Origin of the sequence: Pseudomonas sp. IT-347P, from assembly GCF_949768005.1 — a bacterium.
Classification (GTDB): Bacteria; Pseudomonadota; Gammaproteobacteria; order Pseudomonadales; family Pseudomonadaceae; genus Aquipseudomonas.
In genome coordinates this window covers 136,794-153,392 of sequence record NZ_CATKPQ010000033.1, presented here as the reverse complement: position 1 = coordinate 153,392, position 16,599 = coordinate 136,794, and the positions used below count along the sequence as shown (strand labels likewise).

Annotated in this window: 18 protein-coding genes; 11 read left to right on the top strand and 7 right to left on the bottom strand. The window is 59.2% G+C overall.

All coding sequences use genetic code 11. From position 1 onward, the window contains the following. Positions 1-16 precede the first annotated feature (16 nt). Positions 17-1,780 (bottom strand): cation:proton antiporter, encoded by a 1,764-nt coding sequence (locus tag ACM6IV_RS13470; RefSeq protein WP_414870373.1) that lies wholly within the window; start codon positions 1,778-1,780, stop codon positions 17-19. Positions 1,781-2,059: 279 nt separating this feature from the next. On the opposite strand from ACM6IV_RS13470, the gene ACM6IV_RS13465 reads away from it, so the two are divergent. Then, positions 2,060-2,542: an acyl-CoA thioesterase gene (locus tag ACM6IV_RS13465; protein WP_041073853.1), complete on the top strand. Its 483-nt coding sequence runs from the start codon at positions 2,060-2,062 to the stop codon at positions 2,540-2,542. A gap of 125 nt (positions 2,543-2,667) precedes the next feature. Here ACM6IV_RS13465 and pdxY read toward each other — a convergent pair whose 3' ends face one another. Continuing rightward, positions 2,668-3,540: a pyridoxal kinase PdxY gene (gene pdxY / locus ACM6IV_RS13460; RefSeq protein WP_007912061.1), complete on the bottom strand. Its 873-nt coding sequence runs from the start codon at positions 3,538-3,540 to the stop codon at positions 2,668-2,670. A 117-nt stretch (positions 3,541-3,657) separates the two neighbouring features. On the opposite strand from pdxY, the gene ACM6IV_RS13455 reads away from it, so the two are divergent. Then, on the top strand, positions 3,658-4,071 hold the full coding sequence (locus ACM6IV_RS13455; protein ID WP_414870754.1) for a DUF3301 domain-containing protein: 414 nt from the start codon (positions 3,658-3,660) through the stop codon (positions 4,069-4,071). A 29-nt stretch (positions 4,072-4,100) separates the two neighbouring features. On the opposite strand, the gene ACM6IV_RS13450 is transcribed toward ACM6IV_RS13455, so the two are convergent. Continuing rightward, positions 4,101-5,066, bottom strand: a complete 966-nt coding sequence (locus tag ACM6IV_RS13450) for a CobW family GTP-binding protein (protein ID WP_414870372.1) — start codon at positions 5,064-5,066, stop codon at positions 4,101-4,103. Positions 5,067-5,095: 29 nt separating this feature from the next. On the opposite strand from ACM6IV_RS13450, the gene ACM6IV_RS13445 reads away from it, so the two are divergent. Further along, complete coding sequence (locus ACM6IV_RS13445) at positions 5,096-5,452, top strand: NADH:ubiquinone oxidoreductase (RefSeq protein WP_414870371.1); 357 nt, start codon at positions 5,096-5,098, stop codon at positions 5,450-5,452. A 4-nt stretch (positions 5,453-5,456) separates the two neighbouring features. On the opposite strand, the gene ACM6IV_RS13440 is transcribed toward ACM6IV_RS13445, so the two are convergent. Together ACM6IV_RS13440 and zigA are read right to left on the bottom strand one after the other, a co-directional pair. Next, positions 5,457-6,101, bottom strand: coding sequence for a DUF1826 domain-containing protein (locus tag ACM6IV_RS13440; protein WP_414870370.1), 645 nt, complete (start codon positions 6,099-6,101; stop codon positions 5,457-5,459). Then, positions 6,101-7,306, bottom strand: a complete 1,206-nt coding sequence (gene zigA, locus ACM6IV_RS13435; protein ID WP_414870369.1) for a zinc metallochaperone GTPase ZigA — start codon at positions 7,304-7,306, stop codon at positions 6,101-6,103. The genes ACM6IV_RS13440 and zigA overlap by 1 nt, the downstream gene beginning before the upstream one ends. 221 nt (positions 7,307-7,527) lie before the next feature. Here zigA and ACM6IV_RS13430 point away from each other — a divergent pair, with 221 nt between their 5' ends. After that, complete coding sequence (locus tag ACM6IV_RS13430; RefSeq protein ID WP_414870368.1) at positions 7,528-7,905, top strand: glutamine synthetase; 378 nt, start codon at positions 7,528-7,530, stop codon at positions 7,903-7,905. Here the strand turns inward: ACM6IV_RS13430 and ACM6IV_RS13425 are convergent. Then, positions 7,902-9,104, bottom strand: a complete 1,203-nt coding sequence (locus ACM6IV_RS13425) for an N-acetylmuramoyl-L-alanine amidase (RefSeq protein WP_414870367.1) — start codon at positions 9,102-9,104, stop codon at positions 7,902-7,904. The genes ACM6IV_RS13430 and ACM6IV_RS13425 overlap by 4 nt on opposite strands. 84 nt (positions 9,105-9,188) lie before the next feature. On the opposite strand from ACM6IV_RS13425, the gene folE2 reads away from it, so the two are divergent. From folE2 to ACM6IV_RS13395, 6 genes are read left to right on the top strand one after another with little or no spacing between them, the layout of a single operon-like run. Then, on the top strand, positions 9,189-10,085 hold the full coding sequence (gene folE2, locus ACM6IV_RS13420) for a GTP cyclohydrolase FolE2 (protein WP_414870366.1): 897 nt from the start codon (positions 9,189-9,191) through the stop codon (positions 10,083-10,085). Further along, positions 10,082-10,750, top strand: a complete 669-nt coding sequence (locus tag ACM6IV_RS13415; RefSeq protein WP_414870365.1) for a metal ABC transporter ATP-binding protein — start codon at positions 10,082-10,084, stop codon at positions 10,748-10,750. Before folE2 ends, ACM6IV_RS13415 begins: the two co-directional genes overlap by 4 nt. After that, positions 10,750-11,616: a metal ABC transporter permease gene (locus ACM6IV_RS13410; RefSeq protein ID WP_414870364.1), complete on the top strand. Its 867-nt coding sequence runs from the start codon at positions 10,750-10,752 to the stop codon at positions 11,614-11,616. Before ACM6IV_RS13415 ends, ACM6IV_RS13410 begins: the two co-directional genes overlap by 1 nt. A gap of 11 nt (positions 11,617-11,627) precedes the next feature. Beyond that, complete coding sequence (locus tag ACM6IV_RS13405) at positions 11,628-12,503, top strand: metal ABC transporter substrate-binding protein (RefSeq protein ID WP_414870363.1); 876 nt, start codon at positions 11,628-11,630, stop codon at positions 12,501-12,503. After that, the gene (locus ACM6IV_RS13400) at positions 12,500-13,060 is read left to right on the top strand and encodes a carbonate dehydratase (protein WP_414870362.1); all 561 of its coding nucleotides are present in this window, start codon (positions 12,500-12,502) and stop codon (positions 13,058-13,060) included. The genes ACM6IV_RS13405 and ACM6IV_RS13400 overlap by 4 nt, the downstream gene beginning before the upstream one ends. Before the next feature lie 3 nt (positions 13,061-13,063). Further along, positions 13,064-14,395: a dihydroorotase gene (locus tag ACM6IV_RS13395; RefSeq protein ID WP_414870361.1), complete on the top strand. Its 1,332-nt coding sequence runs from the start codon at positions 13,064-13,066 to the stop codon at positions 14,393-14,395. An 81-nt stretch (positions 14,396-14,476) separates the two neighbouring features. Here the strand turns inward: ACM6IV_RS13395 and ACM6IV_RS13390 are convergent, their stop codons facing one another. Beyond that, a complete protein-coding gene (locus ACM6IV_RS13390) occupies positions 14,477-14,995 on the bottom strand; it encodes a DUF3617 domain-containing protein (protein WP_414870360.1) in 519 nt (172 codons plus the stop codon). 131 nt (positions 14,996-15,126) lie between these two features. Here ACM6IV_RS13390 and cls point away from each other — a divergent pair, with 131 nt between their 5' ends. Then, entirely contained in the window at positions 15,127-16,566 is a 1,440-nt protein-coding gene (cls, locus tag ACM6IV_RS13385) for a cardiolipin synthase (RefSeq protein ID WP_414870359.1), read from the top strand. Positions 16,567-16,599 lie beyond the last annotated feature (33 nt).

Genomic DNA, 16,599 nt, shown 5'->3' with positions numbered 1-16,599 from the left:
CAGCCGCCCCGGCGGGTCAATGCCCTGACGACTCCTTGTGGTTGTCGAGGGTTTCCAGCAACGCCACCTGCATCCGCGTGTGCACGCGGATGAACCAGCGCCAGAGCAGCGCTGCAACGGCGGCCGCGACCACGGCGATCAGCACCAGCAACTTGTTGGTCGGCAAGATACTGGCCGACAAGGCTGCCAACAGCAGGAAAATCACCAGCAGCGAGAGGATCGGGATCACTTCGGCGATCACCCGGCGCACTCGCTGCGTGTGACGCCCGGCCATCTCCGGCTTCACGCCCATCTCCGCCAGCAGCATCGACAGCGCCTTGAGCTTGCGATAGGCGGCGATCAGGAACGGCAACGACAGCAACAGCGCCCCGCCCCAGATTAACGCCTTCTGCCAGCTCGGATCACTGATCCAGTCCTGTAGCCATAGCGAGATGCGCTCGGCGAAATACGCGCCGGCGAAGAAAATCGCGATCACCAGTGCCAGATTGACTCCGACCTGCAGCAAGATCTTGCGGATGATCGACGCCAGCATCGCGCCCTCGCCTTGCGGCTGGATACTGCGCAGCCACTCACCGTACATGCCCAGCACACGCCCCAAACGCTTGGGCACGGCCGCCGACAGCTTGATCGACAGTGGATCCGCCGCGCGAATCAGATACGGCGTCAGCAACGTGGTAATCACCGACACCGCCACGGCGACCGGATAGAGGAAGTTACTGGTCACCTGCAAGGTCATCCCGAGCGCGGCGATGATGAAGGAAAATTCGCCAATCTGTGACAGGCCCATCCCCACGCGCAGTGAGGTGCGTCCGTCATTGCCGGCGATAAACGCTCCGAGGCCGCAGGACAACATCTTCCCGAGCACAACGGCTACGGTGATCACCGCAATCGGCCATGCGTACTCGAGCAGAATCAGCGGGTCGAGCATCAGCCCGATGGCGACAAAGAAGATCGCGCTGAACAGGTCGCGGACCGGCTCGATCAGCCGCTCGATCTTCAGTAATTGTCGCGACTCGGCCATGATCGCGCCGATCAGGAACGCGCCAAGCACCATGCTGTATTCAAGCTTGACCACCAGCAGGCAGAAGCCGAAACACAACCCCAGCACGGTGATCAGCAGCATTTCGTTGCTTTCGAATCTGGCCACGTAGGCCAGCAGGCGCGGCACCAGCAGAATACCGATGACCAGCGCGACGATCATGAACAGCGATAACTTGCCGACCGTGGAAAACACTTCGCCAGAGCTGACCGTGCCGCTGACGGCAATACTGGAGAGCAGCGCAATGATGCCGATGCCGAGGATGTCTTCGACGATCAGCACACCGAAGATCAACTGCGCGAAGCGCTCGTTCTTCATCTTCAGATCATTGAGGGCTTTGACGATGATGGTGGTCGAGGAGATCGCCAGAATCGCGCCGAGGAACAGCGAGTCCATGGTATTCCAGTCGAACCAGCGGCCGATTTCGTAGCCGATCCAGATCATCAGGACGATTTCGAGGAATGCCGCGATAAACGCCGTGGCACCGACCTTGAACAGCTTGCGCAGGCTGAACTCCAGGCCGAGGCAGAACATCAGGAAAATCACCCCGAGCTCGGCGAGGGTCTTGATGGTTTCTTCATCGTGGATCAGACCGAACGGCGGCGTGTGCGGGCCAATGATGAAACCAGCGACGATGTAACCAAGCACCACCGGCTGCTTGAACCGGTGGAACAACACGGTCACCACACCTGCGACCAACATGATCACTGCCAAGTCCTGAATAAAACTGATGGCATGCATGGCGTGGGCTCCTTGAATGACGAGGCTCGCGCACAGACGTCAGAAATGTCTGAGCGAGCTAGGTAAAAATCCGCTTTTCGTGTGGGAATTGCCCTTGAGGCGGGCTTTTGCAGGGTAACACCGCGACTTCCGCCTGGAAGGCGGTGCAATATATGGAAACAGATCGAATCCGGCGTGACGGCGGCCAGTCGCCCGGCGTCCCGATAACGGTGCTTTTGAAAAGCGACCAGGCACCCGCAGAGGTGCTTCCAGTAACCAGCCTTGATCCGTGAGAACGTTATGGAACCCGGAAACGCCCAGCTGTCGATGACGGTACTGATGACCCCCGACATGGCCAACTTCTCTGGCAATGTTCACGGCGGCACCCTGCTCAAATACCTCGACGAAGTGGCCTACGCCTGCGCGAGCCGTTATGCCGGCCGCTACGTGGTAACCCTGTCGGTGGATCAGGTGATTTTCCGCGAGCCGATCCATGTCGGCGAACTGGTGACCTTCCTCGCGTCGGTCAACTACACCGGCAACACCTCGATGGAAGTCGGCATCAAAGTCGTCACCGAAAACATCCGCGAGCGCTCGGTGCGCCACACCAATAGCTGCTTCTTCACCATGGTGGCGGTGGATGACCAGCGTAAGCCGGCACCGGTGCCGCCGCTGCAACCACAGAACAGCGAAGACAAGCGTCGTTATATGCAGGCGCAGCAACGCCGGCAGATTCGCCAGGAGCTGGAAAAGCGCTATCAGGAGATCAAGGGCGACGCCTGATCAGCCTTTGGATTGATGCTGTTTGGTCTATAGCTTTCGCGAGCAGGCCCGCTCCCACATTGGTTTTGTGTACGCCACAGATCCAATGGGGGAGCGGGCTTGCTCGCGAATGTGGCGACGCGCTCTTACAGACTGATCGCGGTAGCCTCAAACTTCACCCGTGGATGTGCAATCCGGTCCTGCGCCCGCACCAGTTGCAACTCATAACTGGCACACGCCTGAGTCTCCAGCAACACCTCATGCACCGCCGCTGCGGTGAATTCGAACGCCGCCACCAAACTGTCGCCCAGCAGCACCCGCGCCAGAAACAGGCCGGACGTCAGATCGCCCACGCCCACCGGCTGACGCGGAAAAGCCAGCAGCGGACGGCGCAGATGCCAGCTACCTTCGGCTGTCACCAGCAACATTTCAAAACCATCGGCCGGTTTGCCTGGATAGTCCAGATGTTTGACCAGCACCGCTTTCGGCCCACGCGCCAGCAGCGCCCGTGCCATCGCCAGGCAATCGAACAGCGACTGCGGCTTGCGTCCGGAAAAGCTGTCCAGCTCCAACTGGTTCGGGCACATGATGTCCGCCACGGCCGCGGCCTCTTCCAGCAGGAAATCGCTGACCTCGGTCGGCACGCTGCAACCCTTCTCCGGGTGGCCCATCACCGGATCACATAAATACAACGCCTTCGGGTTAACCGATTTGATGCGCTCGACGCCGCTGAGAATCGCCCGCCCCTGCGCCGCGCTGCCGAGGTAACCGGACAGCACCGCATCGCAATTACCCAGCTCGCCAATCGCCGCGATACCTTCGACCAGCTCGGGAATCTGTTGCGGCGCCAGCACCTCACCGGCCCACTGACCGTATTGGGTGTGGTTGGAAAACTGCACGGTGTTGAGCGGCCAGACATTGACCCCGACCCGCTGCATCGGAAAAACCGCGGCGCTGTTGCCAGCGTGGCCGAACACCACGTGGGACTGAATGGCGAGCAGATGAGGCGTACGTTTCATTCGGGTCATTCCGTAAAACGATTGAAATTCAAGCCGCGCAGTATGCGACGAAACGCAGCCTGTACGACAGACCGGCGACGCAGTTAAGCTGACGCTATCTTTTGGAGTTCGATGTTGATGCTGACCCTGGAAAACATCTTCGTGCTGATACTGTTCGCCACTGCCGGCGCCTGGCTGTGGCACAACCACGGCTTGCGCGAACGCGCGCTGGAGCGGGTCAAACAGCATTGCCTGAACGTACGGGTCGAGTTGCTCGACGGCAACGTTGCCCTGAGGAAGATCGGATTCATCAAGGACGCCAACGGTCGCCGACGGCTGGCGCGGGTGTACAACTTCGAGTTCACCGTGACCGGCGAAACCCGCCATAACGGCACCATCACCCAGTTTGGCGCGCACAGTGCGCAGATCGAACTGGCGCCCTACCCGGCACCGTTCGATGACACGCCGCCGGTGGTTGAAGTGCACAAACCACGGGCGGAAGTCATCGAGTTGAGCCAGTGGCGGCAAGAACACACCAAGTGGAAACCGTAAACACTGCCGATGGCTGCGATCTGCTGGTATTAACCTTCACGGCACTCCGACAACGTTCTCTGAAGCACCTCAACATCCTGCGCCTCACTGAAGATCAACTCGATTCGCGAATCTTTTCGCCATTCACTGGCCTGCCAGATCAACGCTGCGTGCTCCAGCGCATTCGCCGACACCCAGCCATCCACGCTGTGGATAACCAGTTTCGCCCTTTTCCAATTGAGCCGCGTTAGCCAATCGGCAATGCGACGCGTGTCGAACGTTTGCCCCGGATGCCAGCGCCATCCGATGCTCCAGCCCCCCTCTTGCGCCTGACTCAGGCAAATCGGCAGCGTCGGGTCGCTCCAGACTGCCGGCATCTGCGCCAATCCTCTGGGCACCACCAGGTTATCCACACCGCTGACCGCTTGCGCCGCCAGCCCCGGTAGCTCGCTCAAGGCGAGTTGCGCCTGCTGCGTCCAGACATGCCGGACCGGCGGAAGCTGACCGGCGATGCTCTGCCGTTCATTTTCATCAAGGTTTTCCGCCTTGTTCAGCAGCAACAATCCCGCACTGGCCAACGCTTGCTGTTGCGCTGCCGGCAGAACCTTTCCCGCGTTGAGCGCTTGAGCATCCAGCACCAGCACACACGGCTGCACCGCCAGCACACCCAGCCACGGCGCCTCATTCAACTGTTTGATCAACTGCGCCGGATGCCCCAGTCCGGACGGTTCGATGAACAGGCGATCCGGTTTCGCCTTGCGCAGCAAACGCCCGAGGCCGATCTGAAACGGCGCGCCGTTGACGCAACACAGGCAGCCGCCGGCTACTTCACCGAGTGCGATACCATCGGCATCGCTCGTCAACAAGGCGGCGTCGAGACCGATCTGGCCGAACTCGTTGATCAGCACCGCCCAACGCTCGCCGTCCGGACGCTGGGCCATGAGTTGGCGAATCAGGCTGGTCTTGCCAGCGCCCAAAGGGCCAGCAATGACATGGGTGGGAATGTTCTGCAACATGGCCGGGAGCTTTCTTGGGAGATTCAAAGATGCGTTGGAGGGGATGGTCGTTGCTGATGGCGCTGCTGTCGAGCGAAGCATGGGCCCAGGCCTGCGTGGTGCACAGTCAGGGCGAGCGGCTCGACGTCAAAGTCTGCCAGCAGAACCGCAATATTCCGGAGAAACTGTTCAACGACGGTTTTTGCCAACCGACGCTGGCCGGGCAGAAAGTCGACGTACAGTACGTCGATCGGTGCCCGAGCGGTGCGTTTGGCGTATGCAGCAACGCGCAAGTCGCCAATATGCCTTATCGCCAGGATATCCACTATTACGGTGTGGCCACGGACGCAGCGTATCTAAAGCCCTATTGCGAAGGCCAGAGCCAGGGTAAGTGGCTGAAGCCTTGAGGCGTCAACCGAGCCAGTCGAGGGTCAGTATCAGACGGCGCTCGCCCACCGCCGGTTGCGGCGAGCGGTGGATCAGGCCGAAGCCTTCATTGCCGTGCCATTTCTCGCCTTTAAACAATGCCACCTCACCGCTGTTGAGTTGCTGGATTTGCAGGTGGGGCTCGGCGTTGGCCTGCCCCATCTGAGTACGATCCATCGCGCCCTCCCTCAACCATTGGCTGCCACCGCCGGCATAGGTCGTAATCAGGCGTACCGGCACGTGATCGACATGGAAGCGTGGGCACATGGCTTTATCGAGGACGCGCAGGCGCAGTCCGATTCGCCGCGCACCCAGCAAGCAGGCGAAGGCGCTGACCAGCCATTTCAGGTCGGCGATAAAGCCCTCGTAGCCTTCAAGATCACGAAAGCCTGATGCCAGGCCAGTGAGATCAGGCTCGGCGTCCTCATCCGGCAACTCGAGGCACAAAGACTGCGCCAAGGGTTCATTGAGCGACAGCAGCAGGTGGGCAAATTCGCTAATGTGCAACGGCAGTTGGCGTTGCCAGACGGCGAGGTTGGTGTCGTCGTCGAGAATGCGCGTCAGCGTTTTTGGGGTCGGGCCTTGGTGCTGATGACGCGTGCGGATTTGCGTTTGTTTGAGGGCAAGCATCAGGCGGCCTCTTCATGCCAAGGGCCGAACGGATCGGGAAGCGAACGCCAACCCTCTACACCGAGGGACATTTCCTCATCGGTGAGCAGGCAGGCGTCCAGTTCGGCTGAGAGCTGTAGGAAATCGATGTTCTGACCGATGAACACCATTTCCTGGCGGCAGTCTCCTACGCTCGGCGTCCAGTTTTCCATGATGGCAGCGGTACTGTCCTGATCTTGCGGCCATTGTTCCTTCGGCACGAAACGCCACCAGCGCCCGGCAAAACCGTGGCGCATCAAACCACCGGCCTGCGACCAACTGCCGGCGTCTGTGGGTTTGCTCGCGAGCCAAAAGAAACCTTTGGAGCGCAGCAATTTACCGTTCAGCCACGGACGGTCAATAAAGCTGAAAAAACGTTGCGGGTGAAAGGGCCGGCGAGCGCGATAGGCGGTGGAGGCGATGCCGTACTCATCGGTTTCCGGCACATGCTCACCGCGCAATTCCTGCAACCATCCCGGTGCCTGTGCAGCTTTCTCGAAGTCAAAGCATCCGGTATTGAGGATCTTTGCCAACGGCACCTCGCCCATCACCATCGGGATGATTTCCGCACGGACGTTGAGACGCTGGAGGATGGCGATCAATTCTTCGCGCTCGCGCTGGCTGATCAAATCGATCTTGCTGATCAACAGCACGTCGGCGAACTCGATTTGCTCGATCAACAGATCAGTGATGGAGCGCTCATCTTCCTCGCCAAGGATCTCGCCACGGGAAGCGAGGCTTTCCGCTGCCTGGTAGTCCGGCAGGAAGTTCATACCGTCGACTACAGTGACCATCGTGTCCAGACGCGCGATGTCGGAGAGGCTCTGGCCGTGCTCATCGCGGAAGGTAAACGTTTCTGCCACGGGCATCGGCTCGGAAATCCCGGTGGATTCGATCAGCAGATAATCGAAGCGATCTTCACGAGCGAGCTTGCTGACCTCTTCCAGCAGGTCTTCGCGTAACGTACAGCAGATACAGCCGTTACTCATTTCGACTATTTTTTCTTCCGCACGATTCAGGCTGACATCTCGCTGCACTTCGCTGCCATCAATGTTGATCTCGCTCATATCATTGACGATGACGGCTACTCGCAAACCGTCTCGATTACGTAGTACGTAATTCAAAAGTGTACTTTTTCCAGCACCTAGAAATCCTGAAAGTACGGTGACGGGTAACTTTTCTGACATTGGATAATCCTCTTCAGGAGGCAGTCAATCAGCGCTTTTGCTGCGCGTGGCGTTTTCGCGCTTCCCACATGGATCATGTAGAAAACCGACGCCTTTAAATCGACCTGCCAAAGCTTAATTCGGATTAATGTTATAGTATAACAACAGAAAGAAACCAGCCTTCTCTTGTCTTGATCGATCAAGAACAGCAGGCTGTGCCCATCCCGAGTTCGGAAATCACCATGAAAAGTGCGCTGAAATGCTCAATCTTGAGCCTTGGGATGCTGCTGGCCGGCAACGCTTTTGCGCAATTACCAGCGCTCGCCAGCTGCACACGCAGCGCCAACCTCTTGGCGTGTGTCGACGCCGAAGGGAACGCTTATAGCGTCAACACAGCCGGCGACACCCTTTATCTGCGTGGATTTGAGAAAAGTGGTCGGCGTTATTGGGCGCAGACCAACAGTCGTTTCGGGCAATTGACGTTCTTTACCGGCATCGCCTCTGATGGCGAGGTTTGGGTTGGCTATACCCGGCGTGTCGGCTGGACGACCATCAACCGTGTCTCCAGTTCGGGCGGCAGCAGTGCCAAATTCACCTGCAGCCGCATGACCGGCTGCTAAACCGGCGGGTTTTGCTGCACTTGCTGCCAGGCCATGTAGCTGTCGATCGGCGGGTTCTTTTCAAAGTAACGCTGCAACCCTTCAAACAATCCGTTGGCCACGGCTTGCTGGTGCCGCGCCGTGACCAGTCGCTGACTGTCACGCACGTTGGAAATGAAGCCGGTCTCCACCAGAATCGAGGGTACATCTGGCGATTTCAGAACCGCGAAACCTGCCTGTTCCACGCGCTTCTGATGCAGTGTGGTGATGCCGGCGAGACTGCCAAGCACCGTACTGCCCAACTGCAGACTGGCGGCGATCGTAGCGTTCATCGACATGTCGAGAATCACCCCCGCCAGCATCGGATCCTGATCTTTCAGATTGAGCAGACGGGTGGCGCCGAGCAGGTCCGCGCCGTTCTCACGCTGCGCCATGAAGCGTGCCGTCGCCGATGTCGCACCGCCCTCCGACAGGCAGTAGACCGACGCTCCGGAAGCGGTAAGACGCGGAGCTGCATCGGCATGCACCGAGATAAACATGTCGGCCTTGTGCTGACGCGCGATCTCCACGCGCTTGCGCAACGGTACGAAAAAGTCGTCATTGCGCACCAGTTTCACGTCGAAGCCTTTCTCTTTTTTCAGGCGTTTGGCGAGCAGCTGCGCGATGGCAAGCACCACATCTTTTTCTTTTTCTCCCTTTGCGCCGACTGCGCCGGGATCCTTTCCGCCGTGCCCAGGATCAACAACAACAATAATGTCGCGTCTCGGATGCGTCTTAATCGGAGATGTTTCACGTGGAACTATCGGCGTATTGGGCGTGGATTTAACGCTGACCAAATCCAGAACCAAGCGATGACCTTGGCCGTCCTGCGGCGCCAAAAGGAAGCTGTTCAACAGCACCGGATCGTTCAGATCCAAAACAATCCGCGTATCCCCACGACCAAGCGGAGCGGAACGAATCGAACGAATCACCGTTCCCTTTAGCGCCAGCTGATTCAAATCAGCGCCGACGCTCGCACCGGACACATCAATAATCAAACGCTCCGGAGCCGTTAGCGCGAAGGTTTTGTAACGGACGGAACCACTCAAATCGAACACCAACCGCAGTTTTTCATCCGAGCGCCACAGGCGTGCGTTGCGAATCTGCGTGGCTGACACACTGAAAGGTAGGGCCAAAGCCGCGCTGGCCAGGATCAGATTAAGCAGATGGCGTCTGTGCATATGAAAACCTGTTCATGAAAAAAGCATCGTCGGTTGTATTGTTATAATGTAACATTCAATTCAATCAACACGATGGTTCCGAACATGAATTCGATGACACTTCCGGATATCGCCGCGCAGGTCACTCGCCAGGCTTTGCCGCTCGAATGGGTGGGCATGCACGGGATTGCGTTACCTGTCTTGTTAGAGGGTCAACGCCTGAGCGCCAAGGCTGATGCGGGTGTAAGTCTTGATGATGGCGACGCGCGCGGCATTCATATGTCACGGCTGTATCTGGCCTTGGAAGCACTCGAACGGAAGAGCCTATCCCCAGCGCGACTGCATCAGGTGCTCAAGCATTTCCTGCAAAGCCATCAAGGTTTATCCACCCGCGCCTACCTGAATATCCACACCGACCTACTGCTGAAAAGGGCAGCGCTTATCAGCCCACTGGCCGGGTGGAAGTCTTATCCGGCGAGCATTTTCGCCAGTCTGATAAATGAAGTGTTCCACGTGGAACTCAAAATCGACGTGCCCTACTCCTCCACTTGCCCTTGCTCTGCGGCATTGGCGCGACAGTTGATCCAGCAACAATTCATCGACGACTTCGCTAACAAAAATCTTCAGCACGCCGACGTTTTGGCGTGGCTTGGCTCGACCCAAGGCATCCTTGCTACGCCTCATAGCCAACGCAGCACAGCACAACTGCACCTTCACCTCGACGATTTCATTGATGAGTTACCGCTAAGCGTAATCATCAATGACGCTGAAGCCGCGCTCGGCACTGCCGTACAAACTGCGGTGAAGCGCGCAGATGAACAAGCCTTCGCTCTCGCCAACGGGCAAAACCTGATGTTCTGCGAAGATGCCGCGCGCCGATTGAATCTGGCCCTGCGACGCACGCCGGGAGTCAGTGCATTTCACCTGCGAGTGATCCATGCCGAAAGTTTGCACGCCCACGACGCCGTCGCCGAAAGCCGCTGGCAGCGAGAGCAAGCATGATCCGCTGCCAATCCCTGAGTTGGGGTGCACCTGGACAACCACTGACTGCGCCCCTGAGCCTGGAGTTCGAAAGCGGCAGCCTGACGGCGATCATCGGCGCCAACGGCTGCGGCAAAAGTAGCCTGCTGAAGGTCATTGCCGGGCTGCAAAAGCCGTTGGCAGGCAATGTCGCTCTGAGCGTTCCACGCCAAAGCGGGTTGTCCTTCTTGCCCCAGCAACAGCATCTGGATCGCCAATTCCCCATCAGCCTCGAAGAACTGATCGCCGCCGGTTTCTGGGGACGCAGGCTCTCGACCCGACTACGCAGCCAGCGCATGGAAGACGCACTGGCGAACTGGCACCTGAGCGGACTCCAGCACCGTCCAATCATGGCCCTGTCCGGCGGTGAACTGCAACGCGCCCTGCTCGCCAGATTGAGTCTGACTGACGCGCCCGTGCTGCTGCTCGACGAACCCCACGCCGCACTCGATGAACTCGGTCAGCAGTTGCTCTGGCAGCACATCCACGCCTGGCACGGCGAGGGTCGAACTCTGGTCGTGGTGTGTCACGACCTCGCAGCCGTGCGCCAACACATCCCCAAAACGTTGCTGATCAAAAACCGTGATTGCGTGTTCGGCACGAGCGCAGAACTCATTCAGCAAACCCCTCACACGCAGGTGGCCTGATGCTCACCGTCGCCCATCTCTGGCAACCATTCAATGAATTCGTGTTCATGCGCCGCGCCCTGCTCGGCGGACTGGTGTTAGCGTGCAGCACCGCGCCGCTCGGCGTGTTCCTGATTCTGCGACGGATGAGCCTGATCGGTGACGCCGTCGCCCACGGCATTCTTCCCGGCGCGGCATTGGGTTTCTGGTTTGCCGGACTGAGTCTGCCCGCGTTAACGCTGGGAGGCTTGGGCGCAGGTCTGAGCATGGCCGGCCTCGCCGCCTGGATTACCCGTCGCACCGGCCTGCGCGAAGACGCCAGCCTCGCGGCAATCTATCCGATCTCACTGGCCTGTGGCGTACTCATCCTCGGCATCGCCGGCAAACGCCTCGATCTGTTGCACCTGCTGTTCGGCTCGGCACTGGCCGTCGACGGGCCAACACTCACCGGCATGTTGTGGGTCTCGGGATTCAGCCTGATGGCCATGTCCCTGATCTACAAACCGCTGCTGCTCGACACCCTCGACCCGTTGTTCTTGAGAATGGTCAGCCGCCTCGGCCCCCTTGCCCACGGCGTCTTCCTGACGCTGGTCGTCCTCAATCTGGTGATCGGGTTCCAGGCCATCGGCGCGCTGATGGTGGTCGGACTGATGATGCTGCCCGCCGCTGCATCGCGATTCTGGAGCCGTCGTCTACCGACCCTGATTGCCATCGCGGCCATCATCGGCTGCCTCTCGGTCTGGTTCGGCTTGCTGCTGTCGTTCTACTACTCGCTGCCGAGCGGCCCGGCCATCGTGCTGGTCGCAGGCCTCGGCTATCTGTTGTCCGTGGTGTTCGGGCCGGTGCACGGTCTGTTGCGCCGCCCGCCTTTGCTCACATCCCAATGAGGTGTTTCCCGATGCGCGCTCTACTCGTGCTGTTCAGCCTGATGCTGTCGATGTCATTGTCGGCCGCGGAAAAACTGCCCGTGGTCACCAGCTTCAGCATCCTCGCCGATATGGTCCATCAGGTCGGCGGCGAGCATGTGCAGATCACTAACATGGTCGGCCCTGACGCCGATGCCCACACTTATGAACCAACACCGGACGATGCCAAAGCTCTGCTCAAGGCCAGACTGGTCATCAAGAATGGCTTGGGTTTCGAGCCATGGCTGGATCGTCTGGTCACCAGTACGGAGACCAAGGCCACGGTCGTCAGCGCCAGCCGCGGCGTGATTCCACGCTCGCTGGATGAAGACGGCGAAACCGTGCCCGACCCGCATGCCTGGCACAATCTGGCGAACGCCGAGCTGTACGTCGCCAATATCACCAAAGCCCTGAGTGCCGCCGATCCTGCGAACAAAGCCGACTACGAACGCAACAGCAAAACCTACCTGAAGCAGATTTACGCCCTCCTCGCAGAAGCCAAAGCCAAACTCGGTGCGCTGCCTCCGGGCAACCGCAAGATCGTTACCAGCCATGATGCTTTCGGTTATCTCGGTCAGGCGTACGGCATCGACTTCATGGCGCCGCAAGGTCTATCCACCGAACGCGAACCCTCGGCGGCCGAAGTCGCTGCATTGATCACCCAGATTCGTCAGACCCACGTCAAAGCGGTGTTCATGGAAAACATCAAGGACGCACGCCTGCTCCAGCAGATCGCCGACGAGAGCGGCGCACACATCGGCGGCACGCTCTACTCGGATGCTCTCGCGGCCAGTGGTCCCGCCAGTACCTTCACCGGTCTGTTCGAATACAACCTCAACACCCTTTGCGACGCACTGAGCCAGCCATGATCCGCAAGAATCCTTCAGGTGATTTACCGCACATTGCCGAGTCGGCCTACGTCGATAAGACCGCGATCATCTGCGGCAAAGTAGTGATCGGCGAAAACGTTTTCGTCGGGCCCTACGCAGTAATCCGTGCCGATGAAGTGGACGCATCGGGCGCGATGGAGCCGATCACCATCGGCGCGAATTCGAACATCCAGGATGGCGTGGTTATCCATTCCAAATCCGGCGCGGCGGTGACCATCGGCGAGTACAGTTCCATCGCCCATCGCTCGATCGTGCACGGTCCCTGCGTCGTCGGCCACCGGGTGTTCATCGGCTTCAACAGCGTGCTGTTCAACTGCGTCGTCGGCAACGGTTGCGTGGTGCGGCACAACTCGGTGGTCGATGGTCGCGATTTGCCGGACGCGTTTTATGTGCCCTCCACCACCCGTATCGGTCCGAACACCGACCTCTCGCAATTCCCACCGGTGAGCGTCAGTGCCTCGGAGTTTTCCGAAGACGTGGCGCGCACCAACGTCGATCTGGTGCGTGGCTACAAAGCCCTGCAGAACGAGTTCTGAGCCATGAGCAGCGTGCTGATCCGCAACGCAAGAATGGTCAACGAAGGACGTGTGTTCGACGGCGATCTGTTGCTCAGCAATGGACGCATCGTCAAGATTGCCCGCAGCATCGAAGGCGAAAACGCCCAAGTGGAAATCGATGCGAACGGCCAATGGCTGCTGCCGGGGATGATCGACGACCAAGTGCATTTTCGTGAGCCCGGTGCGCCTGCCAAGGGCAGCCTTCATTCCGAGTCACGTGCGGCGGTCGCGGGTGGCATCACCAGCTTCATGGACATGCCTAACACCAGTCCCGCCACCCTCTCCCTCGACGCATTGGCGGATAAAAAGCGCCGGGCTGCGATGTCCTCAGTGGCCAATTACGGCTTTCACTTTGGCGTGAGCCAGGACAACCTCGACACGGTGGCGGCACTCAATCCCTGCGAAGTGGCCGGTGTGAAAGTGTTCATGGGCGCGTCGACCGGCAACATGCTGGTGGATGATCCGCAGATCCTTGAGCGGCTGTTCGCCGAGGTGCCGACAATTCTGTTGGCTCATTGCGAGCACACGCCGACGATCGACGCCAACGCAGCCAACCTGCGCGAGTTGTTCGGTGAACAAATCCCCCCCGGCGCTCACCCGCTCATCCGCAATGCCGAAGCCTGTTATCGCTCTTCTTCGCTGGCGGTTGATCTGGCGAAACGTCATGGCACGCGCCTGCATGTTTTGCATCTGACCACGGCACGTGAACTGGCGTTGTTCGAGGACAGGCCGCTGGCGCAAAAACGCATCACTGCGGAAGTCTGTCTGCACCATTTGCTGTTTGATGATCGCGACTATTCCCACCTCGGCAACCTGATCAAATGCAATCCGGCAATCAAAACCCGGGCCGATCGCGATGCATTGCGCGCGGCCCTGAACAGCAATCGGCTGGATGTGATTGGCAGTGACCATGCACCGCATACCAGGGAGGAAAAACAGCGACCTTATGCGCAAGCACCTGCGGGTTTGCCATTAGTACAGCACGCGTTGCCGGCACTGATGGAATTGGTGGCGGACGATGTGCTGCCGATCACTACGTTGGTGGCGAAGACCAGCCATCGAGCGGCGGACCTGTTTGCGATTCCCGATCGTGGATACCTGCGTGAAGGGTACTGGGCGGATCTGGTGTTGGTTGAAGCGCAGAGGCTGGAGGTCGATCGGCAGCCGATTCTGTCGCAGTGCGGATGGACGCCGTTTGCCGGGCGCAGCTTTCGGCATCGGGTGATTGCGACAATCGTGTCGGGGCAGATTGCCTGGCGGGAGGGTCGGGTGAATGATGGGTGTCGCGGGCTGGCGCTCAGGTTTATGCGCTAAATGTTATGAAGCCTTCGCGAGCAAGCCCGCTCCCACACTTGGATGCATTCCAATGTGGGAGCGGGTTTGCTCACGAAGCTTTCAGGCCCTGGGTTTAACGGTGCCGCAGTCCTGGCCCAACCAAACCGCGCGAGTCTCCAGACTGCCCTTCTGATTGATCCCGATTGCGTTGAACGTACCGTTGGCCACGGTGGTGAACTCACGATCACTGAGGAATGTCGCCACCCCGGTGCCCTGCGCTTTCGGGCAACTGAAACGGAATTTCCACTGGTTGCCCGTGCGATCAGTGATCTGCTGTTTGCAACCCGATTGCGGGTCGGCCAATGGAATATCGTTGGTCGCCACCTGTTCCGGCGTCAGGCAGGCACGAATGCCCTTGCCGCCGATGTTGATCCCGTTCTTCTCCAGCGCCGCGCGCTGTTGCGGGGTCATCTGGCCCTGCAGCTGCCCGAGGATCGATTGCACATCCATCGGCTGGTCATCGACCTTGACGTTACTCGATGTCATTTCCCACAGCCCCGGCTGCAGCATCTGCGCCTGCGCAACCAGCGGCAATGCCAAACCCAGGCCCAGCGCCAAACCCAGCAGACGAACGTTCATCGAAAAACTCCTGATCAGTAGTGGCCGTTAGACGTCGGCCAATGGCTTCGGTTCATGCCCCAATTAAATAGCGACATTCGCGACAGAACATGGTCTGTTAAGCATTGAATCTTCCGGAGCAAGGCTGCCCCATGGATTATTTTGGACCGCACATTTTCGGTTATCTGATCGCCCTGATACACACCCTCGGCTTGATCGCCGCCGTTCACGCGGTGCTCACCGTACGCACGGCTCAAGGCTCGATCGCCTGGGCATTGTCGCTGATCTTCATTCCGTATCTCACGCTTATTCCGTACCTGGTGTTCGGACGCAGCACCTTCGATGGTTACATCAAGGCACGGCGTCAGGCGAACGAGCACATGCGCCAAGCCATCTCCGAGTTGAACTGGCGCCCTTGGGTGGAAGAGGCCCTGACCGCGCGCGCTTCAAATGCCTACGCCTCGCTACGCGCGATGCCCAAACTCGGGCGCATGCCGTGTCTGGCCAACAACGAAGTGCAATTGTTGGTCAACGGTGCGGCCACCTTCGAGGCGATTTTCCACGCCATCGATCAAGCCAAAGAAGCCGTGCTGGTGCAGTTTTTCATCATCCACGATGATCGGCTCGGTCAGCGCTTGCGTGATCTGCTCCTGAAGAAAGTCTCTGAGGGCGTAGCCATCCATCTGCTTTACGACCGCATTGGCAGCCATGCCCTGCCCCACAGTTATGTGCAGGCACTACGCGATGGCGGCGTCGAAGTAAAAGCTTTCGCCACGCGCAGTGGCTGGCTCAATCGCTTTCAGGTCAACTTTCGTAACCACCGCAAGATTGTCGTGGTCGACGGCGTCGTCGGGTTTGTCGGCGGTCATAACGTCGGCGATGAGTACATGGGTGAAAAACCACCGCTGGCGCCATGGCGCGATACTCATGTGAAGGTACGCGGCCCCGTGGTCGCGTGCATGCAGGAATCCTTTGCCGAAGACTGGTTCTGGGCGGCGCGCACCCTGCCGCCACTGATCCTGCCCGACGAATACCCGGACGACGGCGTGCTCTGCCAATTGCTCGCCAGCGGCCCGGCGGATGCCTACGAAACCTGCTCGCTGTTCTTTGTTGAAGCGATCCACGCGGCGACCGAACGGGTGTGGATCACCAGCCCGTATTTCATTCCCGACGAAGCCGTATTCGCCGCACTGCGATTGGCGGTGCTGCGTGGCGTCGATGTGCGAGTGCTGCTGCCATCGCGCCCCGATCACCGCATCGTTTACGCCGCTTCCAGCCTCTACGCCTTTGAAGCCGTGCGTGCCGGCGTGCGGGTATTCCGTTACGAACCCGGTTTCCTGCATCAGAAAGTGGTGTTGATCGACAGTGAGATCAGTGCAATCGGCAGCGCCAACCTGGATAACCGTTCGTTCCGGCTGAATTTCGAAGTGATGCTGCTGACCGTCGACAGCGACTTCGCCGCCAGCGTGGAAAACATGCTCATTGCCGATTTCGAGCAAGCCTACGAAGTCGCCAAAGAAGAAAGCCGGGAGATCCACCGCCTGCAACAGATCGGCATGCGGATCGCCCGGCTGATTTCACCGATTCTTTGAGAGTCCCCTCACACGCAGAGGACTCAACAAGGA